The 22067-nt window shown below is 68.6% G+C and carries 17 protein-coding genes; 10 read left to right on the top strand and 7 right to left on the bottom strand.

Going from position 1 to position 22067, the window contains the following annotated elements; genetic code table 11:
• Positions 1 to 65: 65 nt before the first annotated feature.
• The 3 genes from smc (at position 66) to ligA (ending at position 6751) form a co-directional block, all read left to right on the top strand.
• Positions 66 to 3581, top strand: a complete 3516-nt coding sequence (gene smc, locus EZ313_RS21160) for a chromosome segregation protein SMC (protein ID WP_135265282.1) — start codon at positions 66 to 68, stop codon at positions 3579 to 3581.
• A gap of 73 nt (positions 3582 to 3654) precedes the next feature.
• Complete coding sequence (locus tag EZ313_RS21155) at positions 3655 to 4680, top strand: cell division protein ZipA C-terminal FtsZ-binding domain-containing protein (protein ID WP_135265281.1); 1026 nt, start codon at positions 3655 to 3657, stop codon at positions 4678 to 4680.
• Positions 4681 to 4690: 10 nt separating this feature from the next.
• Complete coding sequence (gene ligA / locus EZ313_RS21150; protein WP_135265280.1) at positions 4691 to 6751, top strand: NAD-dependent DNA ligase LigA; 2061 nt, start codon at positions 4691 to 4693, stop codon at positions 6749 to 6751.
• Here the strand turns inward: ligA and EZ313_RS21145 are convergent.
• Positions 6682 to 7152, bottom strand: a complete 471-nt coding sequence (locus EZ313_RS21145; RefSeq protein WP_135265279.1) for a YbaN family protein — start codon at positions 7150 to 7152, stop codon at positions 6682 to 6684. The two genes, ligA and EZ313_RS21145, sit on opposite strands and share 70 nt — an antisense overlap.
• Positions 7153 to 7184: 32 nt before the next feature.
• Here EZ313_RS21145 and def point away from each other — a divergent pair, with 32 nt between their 5' ends.
• A complete protein-coding gene (gene def, locus EZ313_RS21140) occupies positions 7185 to 7724 on the top strand; it encodes a peptide deformylase (protein WP_135265278.1) in 540 nt (179 codons plus the stop codon).
• A 7-nt stretch (positions 7725 to 7731) separates the two neighbouring features.
• Here the strand turns inward: def and EZ313_RS21135 are convergent, their stop codons facing one another.
• Together EZ313_RS21135 and map are read right to left on the bottom strand one after the other, a co-directional pair.
• Positions 7732 to 10356 (bottom strand): [protein-PII] uridylyltransferase, encoded by a 2625-nt coding sequence (locus tag EZ313_RS21135; protein WP_135265277.1) that lies wholly within the window; start codon positions 10354 to 10356, stop codon positions 7732 to 7734.
• A gap of 15 nt (positions 10357 to 10371) precedes the next feature.
• Positions 10372 to 11178, bottom strand: a complete 807-nt coding sequence (gene map, locus EZ313_RS21130; protein ID WP_135265276.1) for a type I methionyl aminopeptidase — start codon at positions 11176 to 11178, stop codon at positions 10372 to 10374.
• 125 nt (positions 11179 to 11303) lie between these two features.
• On the opposite strand from map, the gene purL reads away from it, so the two are divergent.
• The 3 genes from purL (at position 11304) to EZ313_RS21115 (ending at position 16549) form a co-directional block, all read left to right on the top strand.
• A complete protein-coding gene (gene purL / locus EZ313_RS21125; RefSeq protein WP_135265275.1) occupies positions 11304 to 15272 on the top strand; it encodes a phosphoribosylformylglycinamidine synthase in 3969 nt (1322 codons plus the stop codon).
• Positions 15273 to 15454: 182 nt separating this feature from the next.
• Positions 15455 to 15763, top strand: a complete 309-nt coding sequence (locus EZ313_RS21120) for a hypothetical protein (RefSeq protein ID WP_135265274.1) — start codon at positions 15455 to 15457, stop codon at positions 15761 to 15763.
• Positions 15764 to 15811: 48 nt separating this feature from the next.
• Positions 15812 to 16549, top strand: a complete 738-nt coding sequence (locus tag EZ313_RS21115; RefSeq protein WP_135265273.1) for a heparan-alpha-glucosaminide N-acetyltransferase — start codon at positions 15812 to 15814, stop codon at positions 16547 to 16549.
• Positions 16550 to 16612: 63 nt separating this feature from the next.
• On the opposite strand, the gene EZ313_RS21110 is transcribed toward EZ313_RS21115, so the two are convergent.
• The 4 genes from EZ313_RS21110 to msrB are packed head-to-tail and all read right to left on the bottom strand — an operon-like array spanning position 16613 to position 18656.
• Entirely contained in the window at positions 16613 to 17392 is a 780-nt protein-coding gene (locus EZ313_RS21110) for a peptidylprolyl isomerase (protein ID WP_135265272.1), read from the bottom strand.
• 51 nt (positions 17393 to 17443) lie between these two features.
• Positions 17444 to 17710 carry a BolA family protein gene (locus tag EZ313_RS21105; protein WP_135265271.1) on the bottom strand — a complete coding sequence of 89 codons (267 nt, stop codon included), beginning with the start codon at positions 17708 to 17710 and terminating at the stop codon, positions 17444 to 17446.
• A 2-nt stretch (positions 17711 to 17712) separates the two neighbouring features.
• Positions 17713 to 18249 (bottom strand): septation protein A, encoded by a 537-nt coding sequence (locus tag EZ313_RS21100; protein ID WP_135265270.1) that lies wholly within the window; start codon positions 18247 to 18249, stop codon positions 17713 to 17715.
• Positions 18246 to 18656 carry a peptide-methionine (R)-S-oxide reductase MsrB gene (gene msrB, locus EZ313_RS21095; RefSeq protein ID WP_135265269.1) on the bottom strand — a complete coding sequence of 137 codons (411 nt, stop codon included), beginning with the start codon at positions 18654 to 18656 and terminating at the stop codon, positions 18246 to 18248. Before msrB ends, EZ313_RS21100 begins: the two co-directional genes overlap by 4 nt.
• Positions 18657 to 18875: 219 nt before the next feature.
• Between msrB and EZ313_RS21090 the strand changes: the two genes are divergently transcribed.
• From EZ313_RS21090 to EZ313_RS21080, 3 genes are read left to right on the top strand one after another with little or no spacing between them, the layout of a single operon-like run.
• A complete protein-coding gene (locus EZ313_RS21090) occupies positions 18876 to 19157 on the top strand; it encodes a hypothetical protein (protein ID WP_135265268.1) in 282 nt (93 codons plus the stop codon).
• Positions 19118 to 19540, top strand: coding sequence for an N-acyl amino acid synthase FeeM domain-containing protein (locus EZ313_RS21085; protein ID WP_135265267.1), 423 nt, complete (start codon positions 19118 to 19120; stop codon positions 19538 to 19540). The genes EZ313_RS21090 and EZ313_RS21085 overlap by 40 nt, the downstream gene beginning before the upstream one ends.
• Position 19541: 1 nt before the next feature.
• Complete coding sequence (locus tag EZ313_RS21080; RefSeq protein WP_135265266.1) at positions 19542 to 22064, top strand: ATP-binding response regulator; 2523 nt, start codon at positions 19542 to 19544, stop codon at positions 22062 to 22064.
• Positions 22065 to 22067: the final 3 nt, after the last annotated feature.

The following is a 22067-nucleotide window of genomic DNA, read 5'->3' as shown; positions in this document are numbered from 1 at the left end:
ACCCACTTTTCCGAGGGGCCGCCCACGCGGCCCGCGCTGTCGAATCCTCCACCGGGCTTGCCGCCGTGCGTCTCACCTCCATCAAGCTTTCCGGATTCAAGTCCTTCGCCGAACCCACCAACTTCATGCTGCCCGGCCAGCTGGTCGGCGTGGTCGGCCCCAACGGCTGCGGCAAGTCCAACATCATGGACGCCGTGCGCTGGGTGCTCGGCGAATCCAAGGCCAGCGAACTGCGTGGCGAGTCCATGCAGGACGTCATCTTCAACGGCACCACGACGCGCAAGCCGGCCTCGCGGTCCTCGGTGGAACTGGTCTTCGACAACGCGGACCACCGCGCAGGCGGCCAGTGGAGCCAGTTTGCGGAGATCGCGGTCAAGCGGGTGCTGACGCGGGACGGCACCAGCAGCTACTACATCAACAACCAGCCGGTGCGCCGGCGCGACGTGCAGGACGTGTTCCTCGGCACAGGCCTGGGCCCGCGCGCCTACGCCATCATCGGCCAGGGCACGATCAGCCGCATCATCGAATCCAAGCCCGAGGAGCTGCGCCTGTTCCTGGAGGAAGCGGCGGGCGTCTCCAAGTACAAGGAGCGCCGCCGCGAGACCGAGAACCGGCTCTCGGACACGCGGGAGAACCTCACCCGGGTCGAAGACATCCTGCGCGAGCTCAACGCCAACCTCGACAAGCTGGAGAAGCAGGCCGAGGTGGCGCAGAAGTACAACTCGCTGCAGGCCGAGGTCACGCTCAAGCAGCACCAGCAGTGGTTCCTCAAGCGCGCCGAGGCCGAGGCCGACCAGGGCCGCCTCAAGGCCGATGCCGCCAAGGCGGTCAACGACCTCGAGTCGCGTGTCGCCGACCTGCGGCATGTGGAGAGCGAGCTGGAGACCATCCGCCAGGCCCACTACGCGGCCGGCGACCAGGTCAACCAGGCGCAGGGCCTGCTGTACGAAGCCAGCGCGGAAGTCGGCCGGCTCGAGGCGGAGATCCGCTTCGTGGTCGAAGGCCGGCAGCGCGTCGAACAGCGCCTGCAGCAGCTGAAAGAACAGACGGCGCAGTGGGCCGCGCGCAAGGACGACGCGGCCGCGGAGATCGAGACCCTCGCCGGCCAGGCCGTCGACGCCGAGGAGAAGGCGGCGCTGCTGTCGGCCCAGGTCGAGGAACAGTCGATGGCGCTGCCCGACATGGAAGATGCGCTGCGGCAGGCCCAGGCCAAGTCGGCCGAGCAGCGCACGGGCGTCGCCCAGGTGCAGCAGCAGATCCAGGTGCTGGCGGCGGACCAGCGCAACATCGAGGAACAGAGCCGCCAGCTCAACCAGCGGCGAGAGCGCCTGGTCGTCGATCGCAACGCGCTGGCGGCCCCCGACGAAGCGCGCTTGGCCAACCTGCAGCAGCAGCTCGCTTCGGCGCAGGAAACCGCCGAAGCCGCCGATGCCCGCCTGCATGAACTGCAGGAGCAGGTGCCCGCGCTCGACGAGGACCGGCGCGCGAAACAGCAGGCGGTCAACAGCGAGAGCCACAAGCAGGCCGACCTGTCCGCCCGCATGGAGGCGCTCAAGGCCCTTCAGGAAAAAGTCCAGACCGACGACAAGCTCAAGCCCTGGCTGGCCCGGCACGGCCTCGACGGCCTGCAGGCGCTGTGGAGCCGCATCCACATCGAGCAAGGCTGGGAGAACGCGCTCGAATCGGTGCTGCGCGAGCGCCTGTCCTCGCTGGAGATCTCGCGCCTGGAGATGGTGAAGGCCTTCGCCGCCGACGCGCCGCCGGCCAAGCTGGCCTTCTACACGCCGCCGGCAGCCGCAGTGCCCGAAGCCGCCGGCGCGCTGCCGCGTCTGTCGGACCTGCTGCGGCTGAACGACGCCGGCCAGAAGGCGCTGCTGGCCGACTGGCTGACTGGCTGCTACACCGCCGCGAGCTTCGACGAGGCGCTGGCGGCGCGCGACAGGCTCAAGCCGGGCGAGGCCATCTTCGTGCGCAGCGGCCACTGCGTGACGGCGCACAGCGTGAGCTTCTATGCGCAGGATTCCGAGCGCGCCGGCCTGCTCGCGCGGCAGCAGGAGATCGAGAACCTGGAGAAGCAACTGCGCGCCCAGGCCCTGATCACCGAGGAGACGCGTTCGGCCCTGGTGCGGGCCGAGGCCGCGTACACCGATGCTTCCCAGCGCCTGGTGACGGCGCGCCGCGAGGCCGCCGAGACCCAGAGCCGCGCCCACGAACTGCAGGTGGAAACGCTGCGCCTGACGCAGCTGGCCGAACAGACCCGGGCCCGCAGCGAGCAGATCGCCGGCGATCTGGCCGAGGTCGATGCGCTGCTGGAGGAACTGCAGGAGCGCCGCGTCGCCGCCGAAGGCCGCTTCGAGGAACTGGACATGCAGCTTGCCGACAGCCAGGAGCGGCATGCCCAGCTGGACGAGCGCGTGATCGAGGCGGAGCGCAAGCTGGCCCAGGCGCGCGAGCAGCAGCGCAGCCTGGAGCGGCAGGCCCAGGAGGCGCAGTTCTCGCAGCGATCGCTCGAGGCCAGGCGCGGCGAACTGCAGCGCGCCATCGAAACCGCCAGCCAGCAGGCCGGTTCCATCGCCGAAGAGGAGGAGCGCGCTCGCAACGAACTCTCCCGCCTCACGGACGCGGCGGCCCAGGCAGGCCTGCAAAGCGCCCTGCAGCTGAAGTCCGAGCGCGAGCAGGCCCTCGGCGCCAAGCGCAGCGAGTACGACGACCTGACCGCCAAGCTACGCGCCAGCGACGAGCGCCGACTGCAGCTCGAACGCGAGCTGGACCCGCTGCGCCAGCGCATCACCGACCTGCAGCTCAAGGAACAGGCCGCCCGCCTGGGCCTCGAGCAGTACACGCAGCAACTGACCGATGCCAACGCCGACCTGGAGGCCGTGGTCAAGTCCGTCGAGGAAGGCAACGTGCGCCTCTCGGGCATGCAGGGGGACATCGACCGGCTGCACCGCGAGATCGCGGCGCTGGGCGCGGTCAACCTCGCGGCGCTGGACGAGCTGTCCACCGCGCGCGAGCGCAAGCAGTTCCTGGACGCGCAGTCGGCCGACCTGAACGAGGCCATCACCACGCTGGAAGACGCGATCCGCAAGATCGACGGCGAGACGCGCGAGCTGCTGGCCGGCACCTTCAAGGTCGTCAACGACCACTTCGGCCGCATGTTCCCGGAGCTGTTCGGCGGCGGCAATGCAAAGCTGGTGATGACCGGCGAGGAGATCCTCGATTCCGGCGTGCAGGTGATGGCGCAGCCGCCCGGCAAGAAGAACCAGACCATCCATCTGCTCTCGGGCGGCGAGAAGGCGCTCACGGCCATCGCGCTGGTGTTCGCGATCTTCCAGCTCAACCCCGCGCCGTTCTGCCTGCTGGACGAGGTGGACGCGCCGCTGGACGACGCCAACACCGAGCGCTACGCCAAGCTGGTGACCAGCATGAGCAAAGAAACCCAGTTCCTGTTCATCAGCCACAACAAGATCGCGATGGAGATGGCCGAGCAGTTGATCGGCGTCACGATGCAGGAGCAGGGCGTCTCGCGCATCGTCGCGGTGGACATGGAATCCGCCGTGTCCATGGCTGAAGCCGCGTGAGCGCCATGCGCGACACGCGCCGTTCCCACCCTCTCCCGCTTGCGGGAGAGGGACGGGGTGAGGGCCCGACCCCGTGAGCGGCTTCACCCTCGGCCTCGCCATCCTCGGCGGCCTGGTGCTCGCGCTGCTCGTGGCCTGGAACGCCTGGACCACGCGCAAGCTGGCCCCGCGCCAAGCGCAGCAGCCGCCGCAACGCAGCGAGCCCGTCGATCCCGACCTCGCCATCGAGCCGGTGTTCGACTCCGAAACCGCGCCGCCGTTGCCCGTACCGGAGCGAAAACCCGGCCTCGACGCCTTGATCGACGTGCTCGCGCCGATCGCCGTCGAATCGCCCGTCTCCGGCGAAGCCGCGCTCGGGGCGCTGCCGGCCACGCGGCGCGCGGGCAGCAAGCCTTTCGCCATCGAAGGATTGAACGAAGCCAGCCAGCACTGGGAAACGCCGCACGCCGGGCAGCGCTACATCGCCTTCCAGGCCGGCGTGCAACTGGCCAATCGCATGGGCGCGCTCAACGAGATCGAGTTCTCCGAGTTCGTGGTCAAGGCCCAGGCCTTCGCGGATGCCGTCAACGGCGCGCCCGAATTCCCGGAAATGCTGCATGAGGTGGCGCGCGCGCGGGAGCTCGACCAGTTCGCCAGCCAGCATGACGCGCAACTGGGCTTCACGCTGCGCGCGCGCAATGCGGCCTGGAGCCCCGGCTACGTGCAGCAGAATGCGGGCCGCTTCGGTTTCGTGGCCGGCGCCATCCCCGGCCGGCTGGTCATGCCCGCGTCGCAGCCGGGCCATCCGCCCCTGCTGGTGCTGTCCTTCGACACGCAGGCGGCCCTGTCCGAAGACCCGGCGCAGTCGGCCATCCGCGACGTCACGCTCAGCCTGGACGTGCCGCAGGTGCACCGCGCCGAGCAGCCGTTCGCGCGCATGTGCGAGGCCGCCATCGGCCTGGCCAAGGCGATGGACGGGGCGATCACCGACGACAACGGCCAGCCGATCCAGTCCGAAGCCATGGACGTGATCGCCGCCGACCTGGAGCAGCTGTACGACACGCTCGAGGCGCGCGACCTGGCTGCCGGCTCGACGCAGGCACGCCGGCTTTTCAGTTAACTTCGCCGCCATGGCCGCATCCCCCAAGGTGCAGGAGCGCATCGACGCCTTGCGCGAACTGCTGCACCACCACGCCCACCGCTACTACGTGCTCGACGAGCCGGAGATCCCGGACGCCGAGTACGACAAGCTGTTCCAGGAACTGCAGGCGCTGGAGGAATCCCATCCCGAGCTGAGGTCGCCGGACTCGCCCACGCAGCGTGTCGGCGGCGCGGTGCTCGAGGGATTCGCCAAGGTGCGCCACAAGGTGCCGATGCTCTCCATCCGCACGGAAACCGACATCGAGGCCAGCGGCGCGCGCAGCTTCGACGCACGCGTGCGCCGGGAGCTGGGCCTCGCGGAAAGCGCTCCGCCCATCGAGTACGTGGCCGAACTCAAGTTCGACGGCCTGGCCATCAGCCTGCGCTACGAGAACGGGGTGCTGGTGCAGGCGGCCACGCGCGGCGACGGGGAGGTGGGCGAAGACGTCACGCAGAACATCCGTACCATCGGGCAGATCCCGTTGCGGCTTTCCGGCAAGTCGGTGCCGCCGGTGCTCGAAGTCCGCGGCGAGGTCTACATGCGCCGAGACGATTTCGAGCGCATGAACGACCAGCAGCGCGAAAAGATCGCGCGCGGCGCGAAGAACGAGAAGACGTTCGTCAATCCGCGCAATGCGGCGGCCGGTGCCGTGCGGCAGCTCGATCCCAACATCGCGCGGCAGCGGCCGCTGAGTTTCTATGCCTACGGCTGGGGCGAGATCACGGGCGGGCCGGCCTTCGAGACGCAGTACGAGCTGCTGGAAGCGCTGCGTGGCTGGGGCCTGCCGGTGTCGCGGCAAACGCGCGTGGCGCGCGGCGCCGACGAACTCGTCGCCTTCCACCAGGAGATCGGCGCGAAGCGCGACCAGCTGCCGTTCGACATCGACGGCGTGGTCTACAAGGTGAACAGCCTGGCGCTGCAGAAGCGCCTGGGTTTCGTCACCCGGGAGCCGCGCTGGGCCGTGGCGCACAAGTTCCCGGCGCAGGAGCAGCTCACCACCGTGGAGTCGATCGACGTGTACGTCGGCCGCACCGGCAAGCTCACGCCGGTGGCGCGGCTGGTGCCGGTGTTCGTCGGCGGCGTGACGGTTACCAATGCCACGCTGCACAACGAGGACGAAGCGCGGCGCAAGGACGTGCGCGTGGGCGACACGGTCATCGTGCGGCGCGCGGGCGACGTCATTCCCGAAGTGGTGGCCGTCGTGCCCGACAAGCGCGTTGCGGGCGCACAGCCCTTCGCCATGCCCCAGCGCTGCCCGGTATGCGGCAGCGACGCCGTGCGCGAGGAGGGCGAGGTCGACCACCGCTGCACCGGCGGCCTGTTCTGCGGCGCGCAGCGCAAGCAGGCGATCCTGCATTTCGCCCAGCGCCGCGCGATGGACATCGAAGGCCTGGGCGAGAAGCTGGTCGACCAGCTGGTGGAATCCGGCGCCGTCAAGACGCTGCCCGACCTGTACCGGATGGGGCTGGCCAGCCTGATCGCACTGGACCGCATGGGCGACAAGTCGGCGCAGAACGTGCTCGCCGGCCTGGAGCAATCGAAGAACACGACGCTGCCGCGTTTCCTCTATGCGCTGGGCATCCGCCATGTCGGCGAGGCCACGGCGCGCGACCTCGCGCACCACTTCGGAAACCTCGACGCGATCCTCAACGCGAGCGCCGAACAGCTGCTCGAAGTGCCTGACGTGGGTCCCATCGTTGCCGAGAGCATCCACACCTTCTTCGCGCAGCCGCACAACCGCGAGGTGGTGGAGCAGCTGCGCGCCTGCGGACTGCACTGGGCAGAAGGCGAGCCGGCGGCGCAGGCGCCCAAGCCGCTGGCGGGCAAGACGGTGGTGCTGACAGGCACGCTGCCGACCCTCAGCCGCGACGAGGCCAAGGACATGCTCGAAGCGGCCGGCGCCAAGGTGGCCGGCTCGGTGAGCAAGAAGACCAGCTATGTCGTGGCCGGCGCCGAAGCGGGAAGCAAGCTGGACAAGGCTCAGGAGCTGGGCGTGCCGGTGCTCGACGAGGACGGGCTGCGGCGGCTGCTGGCAGGCGAGGTGTCCTGACCGGGCGCGGACTCCGGCCGGCGCCAGAGCCACAGCAGCACGACGGCCATCACGGCCGCGACCGCCAGCACGTACCAGCGCGGTCCGATCCACAGCAGCATGCCGGCGGCGCTGGCCGCCATCACCAGGCTCGCGAGCCACTTCGCGCGCCTCCGCACCACGCCGCCGTTGCGCCAGTCGCGCAGGGGCGGCCCGAAGTGCGGATGCGATTCCAGCCAGCGCAGCAGACGCGGCGAACTGCGGGCCGCGGCCCAGGCGGAGAGCAGCAGGAAGGGCACGGTCGGCACGACCGGCAGGAACAGGCCGATGATCCCGAGCGCCAGGCTGGCCACCGCCAGCAGCAGGAACAGCCAGCGGGCCGGGCCGGTGAGGGGGCGGGGTTCCGCAGGCGAGTGGGCCATGCGGCATTCTCGCTTGCGGCTATGCTCGTCCCATGGCGATTCGAGAGATCCTGAAGATGGGCGATGCGCGGCTGCTGCGCGTGGCGCAGCCGGTGAAGCGGTTCGACACCCACGAGGTCCACGCGCTGGTGTCGGACATGTTCGAGACCATGCGCGCGGTCAACGGCGCGGGCCTGGCCGCGCCGCAGATCGGCGTGGACCTGCAGCTGGTCATCTTCGGGACGGACGCGCCGAACCCGCGCTATCCCGATGCTCCCGTCGTGCCCCGCACCGTCCTGCTCAACCCGGTGATCACGCCGGTCGGCAGCGAGGAGGAGGAGGGCTGGGAAGGCTGCCTGTCCGTTCCCGGCCTGCGCGGCGTCGTGCCGCGCTGGAAGACGATCCGCTACACGGGCGTCGATCAATTCGGCAAGCCGATCGACCGCACCGTCGAGGGTTTCCATGCGCGCGTGGTGCAGCACGAGTGCGACCACCTGGTCGGCAAGCTCTATCCGATGCGGGTGCGCGACTTCACCAAGTTCGGCTTCACCGAGGTGCTGTTCCCGGAGATCGACGCTGCGGAGGACGACTAGCCCGGGCTTACGCCGCCGCCAGCGCTTCCAGCAGCTCGGTCTCGATCTCGATCTGCCGCCGGTTCTGCTGCAGCTCGGCGCCGTCGATCAGGAAGGTGTCCTCGACCCGCTCACCGAGCGTCGAAACCTTGGCGAGCTGCAGGTTGATCTTGTGCCTGGCGAGCACGCGCGCCACCGAATACAGCAGCCCCACCCGATCGCTCGCGGAGATGCTCAGCAGCCAGCGCTGCGCGCGCTCGTCGGGCGTGAGCTGCACGCGCGGCGTGAGGGGGAAGCTCTTGACGCGCCGCGACACGCGGCCGCGGCTGGGCGGCGGCAGCGGGCCCGCACGCTCGAGCGTCTGCTCCAGTTCCGACTCCACCATGCTGATCAGCTCGCGGTAGTGCTCCGGCAGCATCGACGTGACGACCTGGAAGGTGTCGAGCGCGTATCCGTTCCTGGCCGTGTGGATGCGCGCGTCCAGGATCGAGAAGCCGGCCTGGTCGAAGTAGCCGCAGATTCGCGCGAACAGGTCCGGCTGGTCGGGCGTGTACACCACGACCTGCAGGCCTTCGCCGACAGGTGAAAGCCGCGCCCGCACCACTGGCTTCGCCGCGCCGACATGGCGCGAGAGGTGCCGCGTGTGCCACGCGATCTCGCCCGCGTCGTGGCGCATGAAGTAGCCCACGTCGAGCGTGTCCCAGAGCTTCTTGTGCGCCTCGAAGGGCAGGGCGTGGAGCTGCAGCTGAACCAGTGCATCCCGCTTGCGGGCCTCGATCTCGGCCGCCTTGTCCGGCGCATGGCCGCCCAGGGCGCGCAGCGTGGCGCGGTACAGGTCTTCCAGCAGCTTGCCCTTCCACGCGTTCCACACTTTGGGACTGGTGCCGCGGATGTCGGCCACCGTCAGCAGGTACAGCGCGGTGAGCGTCCGTTCGTTGCCCACCTTCTTCGCGAACGCGGAGATCACGGCCGGGTCGCTCAGGTCTTCCTTCTGCGCGATGCGGCTCATGGTGAGGTGCTCGCGGACGAGGAACTCGATCAGGCCGCAGTCTTCTGCGCCGATGGAGTGCTGGCGGCAGAAGTGCCTCACCTCGGCGGCACCCAGCTCGGAGTGGTCGCCGCCGCGGCCCTTGGCGATGTCGTGGAAGAGGGCCGCCACGTAGAGCACGTACGGCCTGTCGTAGCCGGCGGCCAGTTGCGAGCAGAACGGGTATTCGTGCGCGTGCTCGGCGATGAAGAAACGGCGCACGTTGCGCAGCACCATCAGGATGTGCTGGTCCACGGTGTAGGCGTGGAACAGGTCGTGCTGCATCTGCCCGACGATGCGGCGGAACACCCACAGGTAGCGCCCGAGCACCGACGTCTGGTTCATCAGCCGCAGCGAATGCGTGATGCCCGAAGGGTGCAGCAGCATCGCCTTGAACGTGGCGTGGTTGACCGGGTCGTTGCGGAACTTGGAGTCCATCAGGCCGCGCGCGTTGTACAGCGCCCGCAGCGTGCGGGCCGACAGGCCCTTGATGCCGACCGTGGTCTGATAGACGAGGAAGGTTTCCAGGATCGCGTGCGGGTTCTTCTCGTAGAGGTCGTCGCTCGCGACCTCCAGCATCCCGTCCTTGATCGAGAAGCGCGGGTTGATCGGGACCAGCTCGTGGCCGCTGGGGTTGAGACGGTCCTCGATATTCAGCAGCAGGATCTGGTTGAGCTGCGACACCGCTTTGGCGGCCCAGTAGAAGCGCTTCATGAGCGCCTCGCTGGCGCGCTGCAGCAGCCGGCCCTCGGTGCTGAACTGCGTGCGGTAGCCGAAAGCCTCGGCCACCGCCGTCTGCAGGTCGAAGACCAGGCGGTCCTCTCGCCGCCCGGCGATGGCGTGCAGCCGCGCGCGGATCAGGCTCAGAAGCGCCTCGTTGCGCTGGATCTGCTGCGCTTCCAGCGGCGTCGCCAGGCCATTGGCCGCCAGTTCGTCCCAGCTGCCACCGAAGCCCGCCGCCTTGGCCACCCAAAGGATCACCTGCAGATCGCGCAGGCCGCCGGGCGACTCCTTGCAGTTCGGTTCCAGCGAGTACGGCGTGTTCTCGAACTTGGTGTGCCGCTGCCGCATCTCCAGCGTCTTGGCGATGTAGAAGGCGCGCGGGTCCAGGGTTTCGCGGAAGCGCTGCTGGAAGCGGGCGAACAGCGGGCGGTCGCCGGCCAGGGGGCGCGACTCGAGCAGCGAGGTCTGGATGGTGACGTCGGCCTGCGCGGCGGCCACGCATTCACTGACCGTGCGCACGCTGGAGCCGATCTCCAGGCCGGTGTCCCAGCAGCGGCCGATGAAGGCTTCCAGCTGCTGCTTGAGCTGCGCGTCACCATCTGCGTGCACGCCGTCGGGTAGCAGCACCAGCACGTCGACGTCGGAATGCGGAAACAGCTCGCCGCGCCCGTAGCCGCCCACCGCGACGAGGGCGATTCCCTCCGGAAAGCCGCCGGCCTGCCACAGGCTCTTGATCGCCGCGTCGACATGGCGGGCAAGCCGCCGCAGCAGGGCGCCAATGGAGCGGGTGGGGTTGCCTTCCTTCAGCAGCGCGGCGTTGATGGCCGCCTTCTGCGCCTTGAGCTGCTCGCGCAGCACGGCGGTCGGCGCTTCTTCGATGGGCTGCAGGACGGCCGAGGCCATGGCCGCAAGCTCCGGTCAGGCCGCGTGGACGAAGGGCGGCGGCGGCGGGCTGCCAGCCGACAGCGTCATCACTTCGTAGCCGGTCTCGGTGACCAGCACCGTGTGCTCCCACTGGGCCGACAGCGAATGGTCCTTGGTGACGATGGTCCAGCCGTCGTTGCCGAACTCCTTCACCTCCTTGCGGCCGGCGTTGATCATCGGCTCGATCGTGAAGGTCATGCCGGGCTCCAGCTTCTCCAGCGTGCCCGGCTTGCCGTAGTGGAGCACCTGCGGCTCCTCGTGGAAGTTGCGGCCGATGCCATGGCCGCAGAACTCGCGCACCACCGAGAAGCCGTTCTTCTCCGCGAACTGCTGGATGGCCCAGCCGATGTCACCCAGGTGCACGCCGGGACGCACCTTCACGATGCCGTGCCACATGGCTTCGTACGTGAAGTTCACCAGCCGCTTGGCTGCGATGGACACCTCGCCCACCATGAACATGCGGCTGGTGTCGCCGTACCAGCCGTCCTTGATGACGGTGACGTCGACGTTGACGATGTCGCCCTTCTTCAGCGGCTTGTCGTTGGGGATGCCGTGGCACACCACGTGGTTGACCGAGGTGCACAGCGAGGCCGGGTAGGGCGGATAGCCCGGCGGCTGGTAGCCCAGCGTGGCGGAGGTGGTGCCCTGCTTCCTCATGCACTCGGCCGCGAGCCGGTCGATCTCACGCGTGGTGATGCCCGGCTTGATGTGGGGCGTGAGGAAGTCCAGCACCTCGGCCGCCAGCCGGCCCGCGGTGCGCATTCCCTGGACTCCCTGCGCGTCCTTGTACGTGATGCTCATGGCATCGAATTATCCCAGAGCGATCCGTGCACCGCAGTGGAGCAGGACCGTGCCCGGTAAAATCGTGGGCTCACCACGCCGGCCCAGTCAGCGTCGGCGCATCCGCTTCCCACACAGGCTTCACAGTGACCCTGCACATCACCGAGTTCGAGGGTGGCCGCGCCCTCAGCGAGTTCCGCGTCCGCCAAATGCTCCCCCGGCTCCAGGAAGTGCACGACAGGGTCAGCGGCCTTTCGGCGCGCTTCGTCCACCTCGCGGCCTGGGACCATGCACCCTCGGGCGCCGAGCGGGAGCGGCTGGGCGCACTGCTGACCTACGGCGAGCCGTTCGAGGGCGGCATGCAAGGCGAGATGTTCCTGGTGACGCCGCGTCTGGGCACCGTGTCGCCCTGGGCCTCGAAGGCCACCGACATCGCGCACAACTGCGGCATCGCGGTGCGCCGCGTCGAACGCGCCGTCGAGTACAGGGTGACGCTCAAGGCGCCGCTGCTGGGCAATGCGCAGCTTACGGCCACGCAGCGCGAGGCGATCGCCGCGCTGCTGCACGACCGCATGACAGAGAGCGTGATGGCCGAGCGTGGCAATGCGCACCGCCTGTTCAGCGAACTCGCTCCGGCGCCGATGGAAGAGGTCGACGTGCTGGGCGGCGGGCGCAGCGCCCTGGAGAAGGCCAACGTGCAATTCGGCCTCGCGCTGGCCGAAGACGAGATCGACTACCTGCTCGAGGCTTTCCGCGGCCTGGGTCGCAACCCGACCGACGTCGAGCTGATGATGTTCGCGCAGGCCAACAGCGAGCACTGCCGGCACAAGATCTTCAACGCCGACTTCACCATCGACGGCGTGCAGCAGGAGCACAGCCTGTTCGGGATGATCCGCCACACGCACAAGGCGCACCCCGCGCACACGGTGGTCGCGTACTCGGACAACGCGGCGGTGATGGAAGGCGTTCATGTCGAATCGTTCCTGCCCGTGCGCGGGGACGGGCCTGCCGCATACACCCGCCGCCAAGCGCTGAACCACGTGCTGATGAAGGTCGAGACGCACAACCACCCGACGGCGATCTCGCCTTTCCCCGGCGCTTCCACCGGCGCCGGCGGCGAGATCCGCGACGAGGGCGCCACCGGCCGCGGCGCGCGGCCCAAGGCGGGGTTGACGGGGTTCTCGGTCTCGCGCCTCTGGGACAACCCGAACGGCCGGCCCGCTCACATCGCCAGCCCGCTGCAGATCATGACGGAGGGCCCGCTGGGCGGCGCCGCGTTCAACAACGAATTCGGCCGGCCCAACCTGCTGGGCTATTTCCGCGAGTACGAGCAGACCGTCGCCGGCGTGGTGCGCGGCTATCACAAGCCGATCATGATCGCCGGCGGCCTGGGCAGCATCGAGGCCGGACAGACGCACAAGGAGCGCTTTCCCGCGGGGACGCTGCTGGTGCAGCTGGGCGGGCCCGGCATGCGCATCGGCATGGGCGGCGGCGCCGCGAGTTCCATGGCCACCGGCGCCAATGCGGCGGAGCTGGACTTCGATTCGGTGCAGCGCGGCAACCCCGAGATCGAGCGGCGAGCGCAGGAGGTCATCAACCACTGCTGGTCCCTGGGCGACGCGAACCCGATCCTGGCCATCCACGACGTGGGCGCCGGCGGGCTGTCGAATGCATTCCCGGAGCTGACGAATGACGCGGGCCGCGGTGCGCGGTTCGACCTGAGCAAGATCCCGCTGGAGGAATCGGGGCTGGCGCCGAAGGAGATCTGGTGCAATGAGAGCCAGGAGCGGTATGTGCTGGCGATCGCGCCGCAGTCACTGGAGCAGTTCCGGGCGTTTTGCGAGCGGGAGAGGTGTCCGTTCGCGGTGGTGGGCGTCGCGACGCAGGAGCGGCACTTGATCGTGGGTGAGCCGGGCACGAAGGCGGTCGACATGCCCCTGGATGTCCTCCTCGGCAAGCCGCCCAGGATGCACCGCGACGTAAAGCGCGTGCCGCGCGAAGCCGCGCCGGTCGACCTCACGGGTGTCGACCTCCAGGACGCCGTCATCAAGGTGCTGTCGCATCCCACCGTCGCCTCCAAGCGCTTCCTCATCACGATCGGCGATCGCACGGTGGGCGGCCTGTCGCACCGCGACCAGATGGTGGGGCCGTGGCAGGTGCCGGTGGCCGATTGCGCCGTCACGCTGGCCGACTTCAAGGGGTTCGCGGGCGAGGCCATGAGCATGGGCGAGCGCACGCCATTGGCTGCGACCGACGCGGCGGTCTCGGGCCGCATGGCGGTGGCCGAGGCGATCACCAACCTGCTCGCCGCGCCGATCGAACTGCCGAGGGTGAAGCTGTCGGCCAATTGGATGGCCGCGTGCGGCGAGGCGGGTGAGGACGCCGCCCTCTATGACACGGTGAAGGCGGTGGGCCTCGAACTGTGTCCCAGCCTCGGCGTGTCCATCCCGGTCGGCAAGGACAGCCTGTCGATGCGCACGCAGTGGCAGGAGAGCGGTGCGGCCAGGAAGGTGGTTTCGCCCGTGAGCTTGGTCGTGAGCGCCTTCGCCAGCATCGACGACGTGCGCCCCACGCTGACGCCGCAGCTCGAGGCGAGCGAGGACACGACGCTGGTGCTGGTCGACCTGGGCAAGGGCCGCCGCCGCATGGGCGGCAGCATCCTGGCGCAGGTGCTGGAGCAGCCCGGCGGCAAGGTGCCGGACCTCGACGATCCGAAGGACCTGGTGAACCTGGTGGACGCGGTCAATGCGTTGCGGGGGCAGGGGCGCGTGCTGGCCTACCACGACCGGAGCGACGGCGGCCTGGTCGCTGCGGCCTGCGAGATGGCCTTCGCAGGCCACGTGGGCGTGAGCCTCAACGTCGACCTGCTGGTCACCGAAGGCGACGGCATCAGCGACAGTCGGGCCGAGTACGGCGATGCCAAGAACTGGGCGGCGCAGGTCAGCGCACGGCGCGAGGAACTGACACTGCAGGCGCTCTTCAACGAGGAACTCGGCGTGCTGCTGCAGGTGCGCACCGCGGAGCGCAACGAGGTCATGCAGGTGCTGCGCGAGCATGGCCTGTCCAGGTTCAGCCACTTCATCGGCAAGACGCGGCCGGCCTCTTCCGGCATCGAAATCGGCAAGGGCGAGTTCCAGGTCTGGCGCGACACCAAGGCGGTGTTCAGCGCCAAACTGTCGGACCTGCACCAGGTGTGGGACAGCGTAAGCTGGAAGATCTGCCGGCAACGCGACAACCCCGCCGGCGCCGACCAGGAGCATGCGGCCGCCGGCGATGCGGCGGACCCGGGCCTGCAGTTCGCGCCCAGCTTCGATCCGCGGGAGGACGTGGCGGCACCGTTCCTGAACCTGTCCCGCCCCAAGGTCGCGATCCTGCGCGAGCAGGGCGTGAACTCGCACGTGGAGATGGCCTACTGCTTCGACACGGCGGGCTTCGAGGCGGTGGACGTGCACATGACCGACCTGCAGTCCGGCCGCGCCGATCTGCCGCAGTTCAAGGGCTTCGTCGCCTGCGGGGGCTTCAGCTATGGCGACACGCTCGGCGCGGGCATCGGCTGGGCGCGCAGCATCACGTTCAACCCGAAGCTCTCGGAGCAGTTCCAGGCCTTCTTCGCCCGCACGGACACATTCGCGCTGGGCGTGTGCAACGGCTGCCAGATGCTGGCGGAACTGGCCGACATCGTCCCGGGCGCGCAGGCGTGGCCCCGCTTCACGACGAATCGCAGCGAGCGCTACGAGGCGCGCCTGTCGCAGGTGGAGGTGCTCGACTCGCCCAGCCTGTTCTTCGACGGCATGGCGGGCAGCCGGCTGCCGATCGTGGTGGCGCACGGGGAGGGCTATGCCAACTTCGCGCACCGCGGCGATCGCGCCAAGGTGATCGCGTCGATGCGCTTCATCGACCACCACGGGAACCCGTCCGAGGACTATCCGCTGAACCCGAACGGCAGTCCGGGCGGGCTGACGGCCGTGACCACGGCGGACGGCCGCTTCACGGCCATGATGCCGCACGCCGAGCGGGTGTTCCGCAACGTGCAGATGTCCTGGACCGGCGGCGACACGGGCGAATTCAGCCCCTGGCTGCGGATGTGGCGCAATGCGAGGAGGTGGGTGGGCTAGTCCCGCATCGGCGCACGCCCGTGTCTCGGACGAGACACTGAAAACGGCACCGCGCGCTGGGACACACCACCTTGGGGGTTGCGCCCCTTGACCCGCTTCATCGGCAGAGGTTCAATGTAACGGTGGGTTACTTCGGTCCTTGCTGCAGATGGCGAGGTCGGATAGCCCGACGGAGACCCGAGATGTTCAAGCTGTTCCGACGCGCCGAGGCGCCCGCCGCTCCCCGAAAACCGGAGGCCCAGGCCCCGCGTTTCGCGAAGCGCTCCCGGCCCGCGCCTCTGGTCCCGGAACTGCCGCCCCTGCCGGAGGTGAGGGAGGACAATGACGAGTCCGCCTGGGATTTGTGGCAGGAATCGTCGTTCCAGCTGGACAGTCAGCTGGGCGCGCTGACGCCGGAAAAGTCCGTTCGCGTCAGGCAAGAGCGCCCCAGCCAGTTTGGCGACCCCGAGGACCCGGATCCCTTCACACGCGTCGGCAAGAACGGCACCTAGGCGGCGCCCCCGGCTCCCCGACAAATCGCCGGCCTAAACTCGGCCGCGATGGCCAGCGCCCGCTACGACCGACTCGATGCCCTGCGGGGCGCCGCGATCGTCTGGATGACGGTCTACCACTTCTGCTTCGACCTCAACCATTTCCGCTGGATCCGGCAGAACTTCTACGCAGACCCGTTCTGGACCTGGCAGCGGACGGCCATCGTCAGCCTGTTCCTGTTCTGCGCGGGGTTGTCCCAGGCCGTCGCCTGGTCGCAGGGGCAGTCGTGGCCCCGCTTCTGGCGGCGCTGGGCGCAGATCGCCGGCTGCGCGCTGCTGGTCACGGTGGGCTCGTGGTTCATGTTCCCGCGCAGCTACATCTTCTTCGGCGTGCTGCACGGCATCGCGGTGATGCTCATCGTGGTGCGGCTGACGGCCGGCTGGGGGCGATGGCTGTGGCCTGCCGGAGCGGTGGCGATCGGCTTGTGGGCGTTGGCGCCGGCCGCGCATGCCGCCTGGCCATCGCTGGAATTCCTCAACCGCCCGCCGTTCCATTGGCTGGGCCTGATCAGCCGCAAGCCCGTGACCGAGGACTACGTGCCCATCGTCCCTTGGCTGGGCGCGATGTGGTGGGGGATGGCCGCGGGGCGGGAGGCGATTGCGCGCCGGCCGGCGTTGCTCCAGGGACGGCTGCCGAACCGCGCGGGTGCGCTGGCGTGGATGGGGCGCTGGAGCCTGTCCTGGTACATGCTGCACCAGCCGGTGCTGATCGGGGTGCTGACGGTGGTGGCGGCGCTGGTGCGCTGATCAAAAGAAAAGCGGCCTCGTGGACCGCTTCCCGGAATTTCGCCTTCGCGGCAAAAACGGTGATTACTCGATCTTCGCGCCCGTGCGCAGGTCCTGCTGGAACTTCGCCAGCTTCTGCTGCTGCAGCGCCTGGGCGATCTGCGGCTTGACTTCGTCCAGCTTGGGCAGCTGTGCTTCACGCACGTCGTCCAGCCGGATCACGTGGTAGCCGAATTGCGTCTTCACCGGCGTATCGGTGGTCTGGCCCTTGTTCAGCTTGATCATGGCCTGCGAGAACTCGGGGACGTAGCTCGCCGCATTCGCCCAGTCGAGGTCGCCTCCGTTGGAACCGGACCCGGGGTCCTTGGACTGCTTCTTGGCGATGTCCTCGAACTTCCCGCCCTTCTTGAGGCTGGCGATGATGGTCTTGGCCTCGTCTTCCTTCTCCACGAGGATGTGGCGGGCCTTGTACTCCTTGCCGCCGTTGGTCGCGACGAACTTGTCGTACTCTGCCTTGATGTCGGCGTCGGTCACCGGGTTCTTCTTCTGGTAGTCGGCGAACAGCTCGCGGATCAACAGGGTCTGCCGGGCCAGTTCCATCTGCGCGCGGAAATCGTCGGTGCCGTCCAGGCCGCGCTTCTGCGCTTCCTGCATGAACACCTCGCGGGCGATGACTTCCTCCTTCAGCTGGTCGGACATCTCCGGCGTGATCGGGCGGCCCGACTTGGCGATCTGGGAAGCCAGCGCGTCGACACGGGCCTTGGGCACCGGCTTGCCGTTGACGATGGCGACGTTCTGCGCCGAGGCCGGCAGGGCGGCGCACACGAGGGCGGCGGCCAGCGCCGCGACGATTTGCTGTTTCATGGGGAGGTCCCTAGGGTCGAACGGGAGCGGGAAGCGGGAAAGGAGGGGGAGTCAGGGAGTTTCGATGGCCAGCGCGTGCAGCCCGGCGTCGAGGTAATCCTGCAACGCATCATACACAAGCCGATGCTGCGCCACCCGGGGCTTCCCGGCGAACAGGGGCGAGTCGATCCGCACCCGGAAATGGGTGCCGAAGCCCGTGCCGTCCGCGCCGGCGTGGCCGGCGTGCGCGAAGCTTTCATCGATCACTTCGAGCCTGCTGGGCGCCAGCTTTTCGGTGAGCCGCCGGTGCAAGGCCTCGGCCGTGATGCCGGTGGGCATGGCTACTCCGCCTCGGGCTTCATGAATCGTGACAGGTAGACCGCCTGCGCGAGCACAAAGGCGAGCATCAGCCCGAGCCCGCCGAACAGCTTGAAATTGACCCAGGTGTCGGTCTCGAAGCTGTAGGCGACCCAGAGGTTCACCAGGCCCATGGCGGCGAAGAACGTGACCCAGCTCCAGTTCATGACCCGCCAGGCTGCGTCCGGCAACGTCATCTGCGCGCCCATCAGCGATTTCAGCAGGTTGCGGCGGAACACCAGCTGGCCGATGGCGAGCGCGCCGCCCATCAGCCAGTAGAGCACCGTGGGCTTCCATTTGATGAACGTCTCGTTGTGCGACAGCAGCGTGGCCCCGCCGAACAGCACGATGACCGCCAGGCTGAGCCACTGCATCGGCTCCACCTTGCCGGTGGACCAGCGCAGCCAGGCGATCTGCGCCACGGTCGCGGCGATCGCCACGCCGGTGGCGATCCAGATGTCGAACAGCTTGAAGGCGACGAAGAAGACGACGATGGGCAGGAAATCGATCAGCAGTTTCATTCGTTCTTGTGGAAGTCCAGCGAGGCGGAGTTCATGCAGTAGCGAAGCCCCGTGGGGGCGGGTCCGTCCGGGAACACGTGGCCCAGGTGCGCGCCGCACTGCGCGCAGACGGTTTCGGTGCGGATCATGCCGTGGCTGGCGTCGCGGATCTCCTTGATCGCGCCGGGCACCGCCTCGGAGAAGCTGGGCCAGCCGCAGCCGGCGTCGAACTTGGTGCCGGAGTCGAAGAGTTTGTTCCCGCAGCAGATGCAGTGGTAGCTGCCGTCCGCCCAGACGCGCTCGTACTTGCCCGTGAACGGGCGCTCGGTGCTCGCATGTCGCGTGACCTCGAAGGCACCGCGCTCGGCACCTTTCTGGCTCAGCAACGCTTTCCATTCGGCGTCGGTCTTCTGGATGGGATAGTTCATGGGGAGCACCCGTTTCGAGGTGGGAAGCCGGCCGGCCCAGCGCTGGGCCGCTACTGAATCAAGACCCGGATTGTCCGCCGAACCCCGGAGTCCCTTGCCAATTAAGGCATTGACTTATGGCGTGCGTTTTGGCTCAGCCCAATAATGAACGCGCAGATTGCGCGGCCGCAAGGGCCGCCCGGGGAGATTCACTTACGCTACCTGAGGAGGGGCCCCTTCATGTTCAACACCAGCGTCGTTTCCGTGCCGATGCCCCATGCGGGGCTGCAGGCTTTTCCTTTTCCCGCCGATGAGCCCGAGGCCGCCGGCAGCCGCGACATCGCGGTCGAGGACCTGACCATCCGGTGCCTGCGCAAGGCGACCGACATCCGCGATCTGGCCCAGCTTCGCGGTCAGATCGACCTGAAGGCGGCCGCTTCGGCGGACCCGCAATTCGCCACCCGCGAAAAAAAAGAGACGAGTTGGGTCGCGTCTTCGCTTTCGAGCTCCATAACCGCCTGATCGGCACCATCCGGCTGGTCCCGCTCGGACACGGCCTCACGTTGACCGAGCAATTGCTCCAGATTTCGCACCCGCAGGCGCTCTCCCATTGGCCCAAGGCCTGGGACGCCGGACGGCTGGTGATCGCGCCCGAGTACCGGGTCGGCCAAGACGTCCTGAAGCGCTGCCTGCACCTCACCCTGACCGACCTGCTCGAGCACGCCGACGTCGAGAACCTAGTGGGTTCCTGCACGCACATCCTCAGCCGCCTCTATCGCCGCTTCGGCTTCAACCTGGTCGCGCGCGACGTGCTCCTGCCCGGCACCGAGAAGACGTACTGCCTGATCCACGGCGAGGTCGAACGCGTGCGCGACGCCCTGGCGCCATCCGCCATCGAGGCTTGAAATGACTGCCCTGCGGCAACTCTGGACCCGGCACCTCTGGTCCCATTACGTGGCGCATGCCGAGTACATGCGCCACATCCCCAAGGCCGTCGGGGTGGTGGGCGCGATCGCTTTCCCGCTTTTCTTCCTGTTGCACGAGCTGCGCTCCACCAAGGGCTACGACAGCGCCTGGCTGCGCGGCACGGCAGCGGTGCTGTGCCTCGGGCTGGCGCTGCGCGACCACTGGCCCGAGCGCTTCAAGTCCTGGTACGTGCCCTGGTCGTACGTGACCTACCTGTTCTGCCTGCCCTTCCTCATGGTCTTCCTGGCCCTGAAGAACGGCGGCGGCTCGGTGTCGGTCGCCAACACCTTCATGGGCGTGTTCTTCCTGGTCTTGCTTACGGACTGGCGCAACACCGTGGTGATGATGGTCGCGGGAGCGGGCGCCGCCGCGCTGCTCTACATCGCCACCACGCCGCAAGCTGCGATGCCGGTGGACTACCTGGGCCGGCTGCCCACGCTCATCCTGGTGATCATCGGGGGCAACGCTTTCAAGCTCTCTGAAAAGCAGATCCAGGCCGAGCGCCTGGACGCCGCGACGGCGCTGGCCGGCACGATCGCGCACGAAATGCGCAATCCTCTCGGCCAGCTGCGCCACAGCCTCTCGGGCATCCAGCAAAGCCTTTCGGGGCCGGGCGTGCAGGACCAGCTGACCGCGGTGGCGCACCATGAGCTCGACAACCTGCACGGTCAGCTCGCGAAGGGCGAGCGCGCGATCGAGCGCGGCCTGCAGGTCATCACGATGACGCTGGACGCCCTGAGCGCCAAGCCGCTGGACCCGGGGAAGTTCGACGTGCTTTCGGCCGCGGAGGTGGTGCGCAAGGCGGTCGACGAATACGGCTACGACGGCGACGCCGCCCGCGAGAGCGTCAGCGTCGACGTGCGGGAGGACTTCCAGTTCCGCGGCGATGAGACGGCTTACCTCTACGTCCTCTTCAACCTCATCAAGAACGCGCTGTACTACCTGGGGCCGTACCCCGGCACCCGCGTGACGATCACGGTCGGCGGCCACCAGATCGCGGTGCGGGACACCGGCCCCGGCATCCCGCCCGAAGTACTGCCCACCTTGTTCGAGCCGTTCCATTCGTTCGGCAAGTCGGGCGGCACCGGCCTGGGCCTGGCCTATTGCCAGCGGGTGATGAAGGCGTTCGGCGGCGAGATCCGGTGCCGGTCGGTCGCAGGCTCCTACACCGAGTTCACGATGCAGTTCCCGCCGGTGGGCGAGGAGGCGCGCCAGGCGCACCACGAAAAGGTGCTGCAGGCCGCCCGGGCCGTCCTGGCGCAAAAACGGCTTTTGCTGGTGGAAGACGACGCGGCCCAGCGGATGACCGCCCGCCACAAGCTTAGGCCGCTGGGCATGGTCATCGACGACGCTGCGGACGGAAACCGCGCGATGGAACTGCTGGCCCGCCATGCCTACGACCTGGTGCTGCTGGACCTGAACATGCCGGGGCCCGACGGCTACCACGTGGCGCAGAAGGTGCGCCAGGGGCAGGTACCGGCCAACCGCTATGTCCGCATCGTGGCCCACACCAGCGAGCCAGCCCACCTCGCCCGCGCGAAGACCCAGCGCGCCGGCATGGATGGCTTCGTGTCCAAGCCTTCCGCCCAGCTGCCGCTGGTGCAGGCGCTGCAGAAGGCGATGGAGCGCCGCAGCAGCGCTTCGCCGGCCGGCAGCCGCCCGCTCGAGCAGCGCCGCGTGCTGCTGGCGGACGACAGCGCGTACAACCGCCGTGCCGTTGCCGCGTACCTGCGCGAAGCGGGCGCCGTGGTGGTGGAGGCCGACCACGGCGAGGCCGTGCTGCAGGCCCTGCGCCGCGGCCCGGCCTTCGACGCGGTGCTGATGGACCTGAACATGCCGGGCATGGGCGGCCTGGACACGTCGCGCGCCATCCGCGCCAGCAAGGAGACGTGGTCGGCGATCCCCATCATCGCGCTCACGGCACATTCCGACTCGGCGGCGGTGGAGGGCGCGCGCGAGGCGGGCATGAACGGCTTCCTGGTCAAACCGGTCGAAGCCGGCCAGCTCTGCGAAGTCGTGGCGGAACTCACCGCCGGCCGCGACACCCCGGCGCCGCGACTGGACCAGCCGACCGTCGCGGCCGCGCCGCAGCGAGAGGAGGGCCCGCTGCTCAACGTCACCCGGCTGGAGAGCTACCAGCGGCTTGGGTTGCTCGAAGAGTTGCTGGCCGACTACCTGCCCGAGATCGCCCGCCTGGTGGGCGTGCTGGAGCAGGCCATGGCCGAGCAGGACCTGAAGCGCGCGCAGGAGGCCATGCACTCGCTGCTCGGCATGAGCGGCGAGGCCGGCGCGCTGGCCCTGTACCAGTGGGTGCGCGGTGTTTATGTTCCCGTGCTGGAACAGGGCCGCTGGCCGGCGCCCGAGGAGTGGCTGCCCAAGGTGCAGGAACTCGCCGCCGCGACGGAAAAGGCGTTGCGGGATTACGGCGCCAGCCACTCGGGCGCGGCCGCCACCGAGGGATAGGGC

The sequence above is a fragment of the Ramlibacter henchirensis genome (assembly GCF_004682015.1).
GTDB classification, from domain to species: Bacteria; Pseudomonadota; Gammaproteobacteria; order Burkholderiales; family Burkholderiaceae_C; genus Ramlibacter; species Ramlibacter henchirensis.
This window is presented reverse-complemented; position numbering and strand designations above follow the sequence as displayed.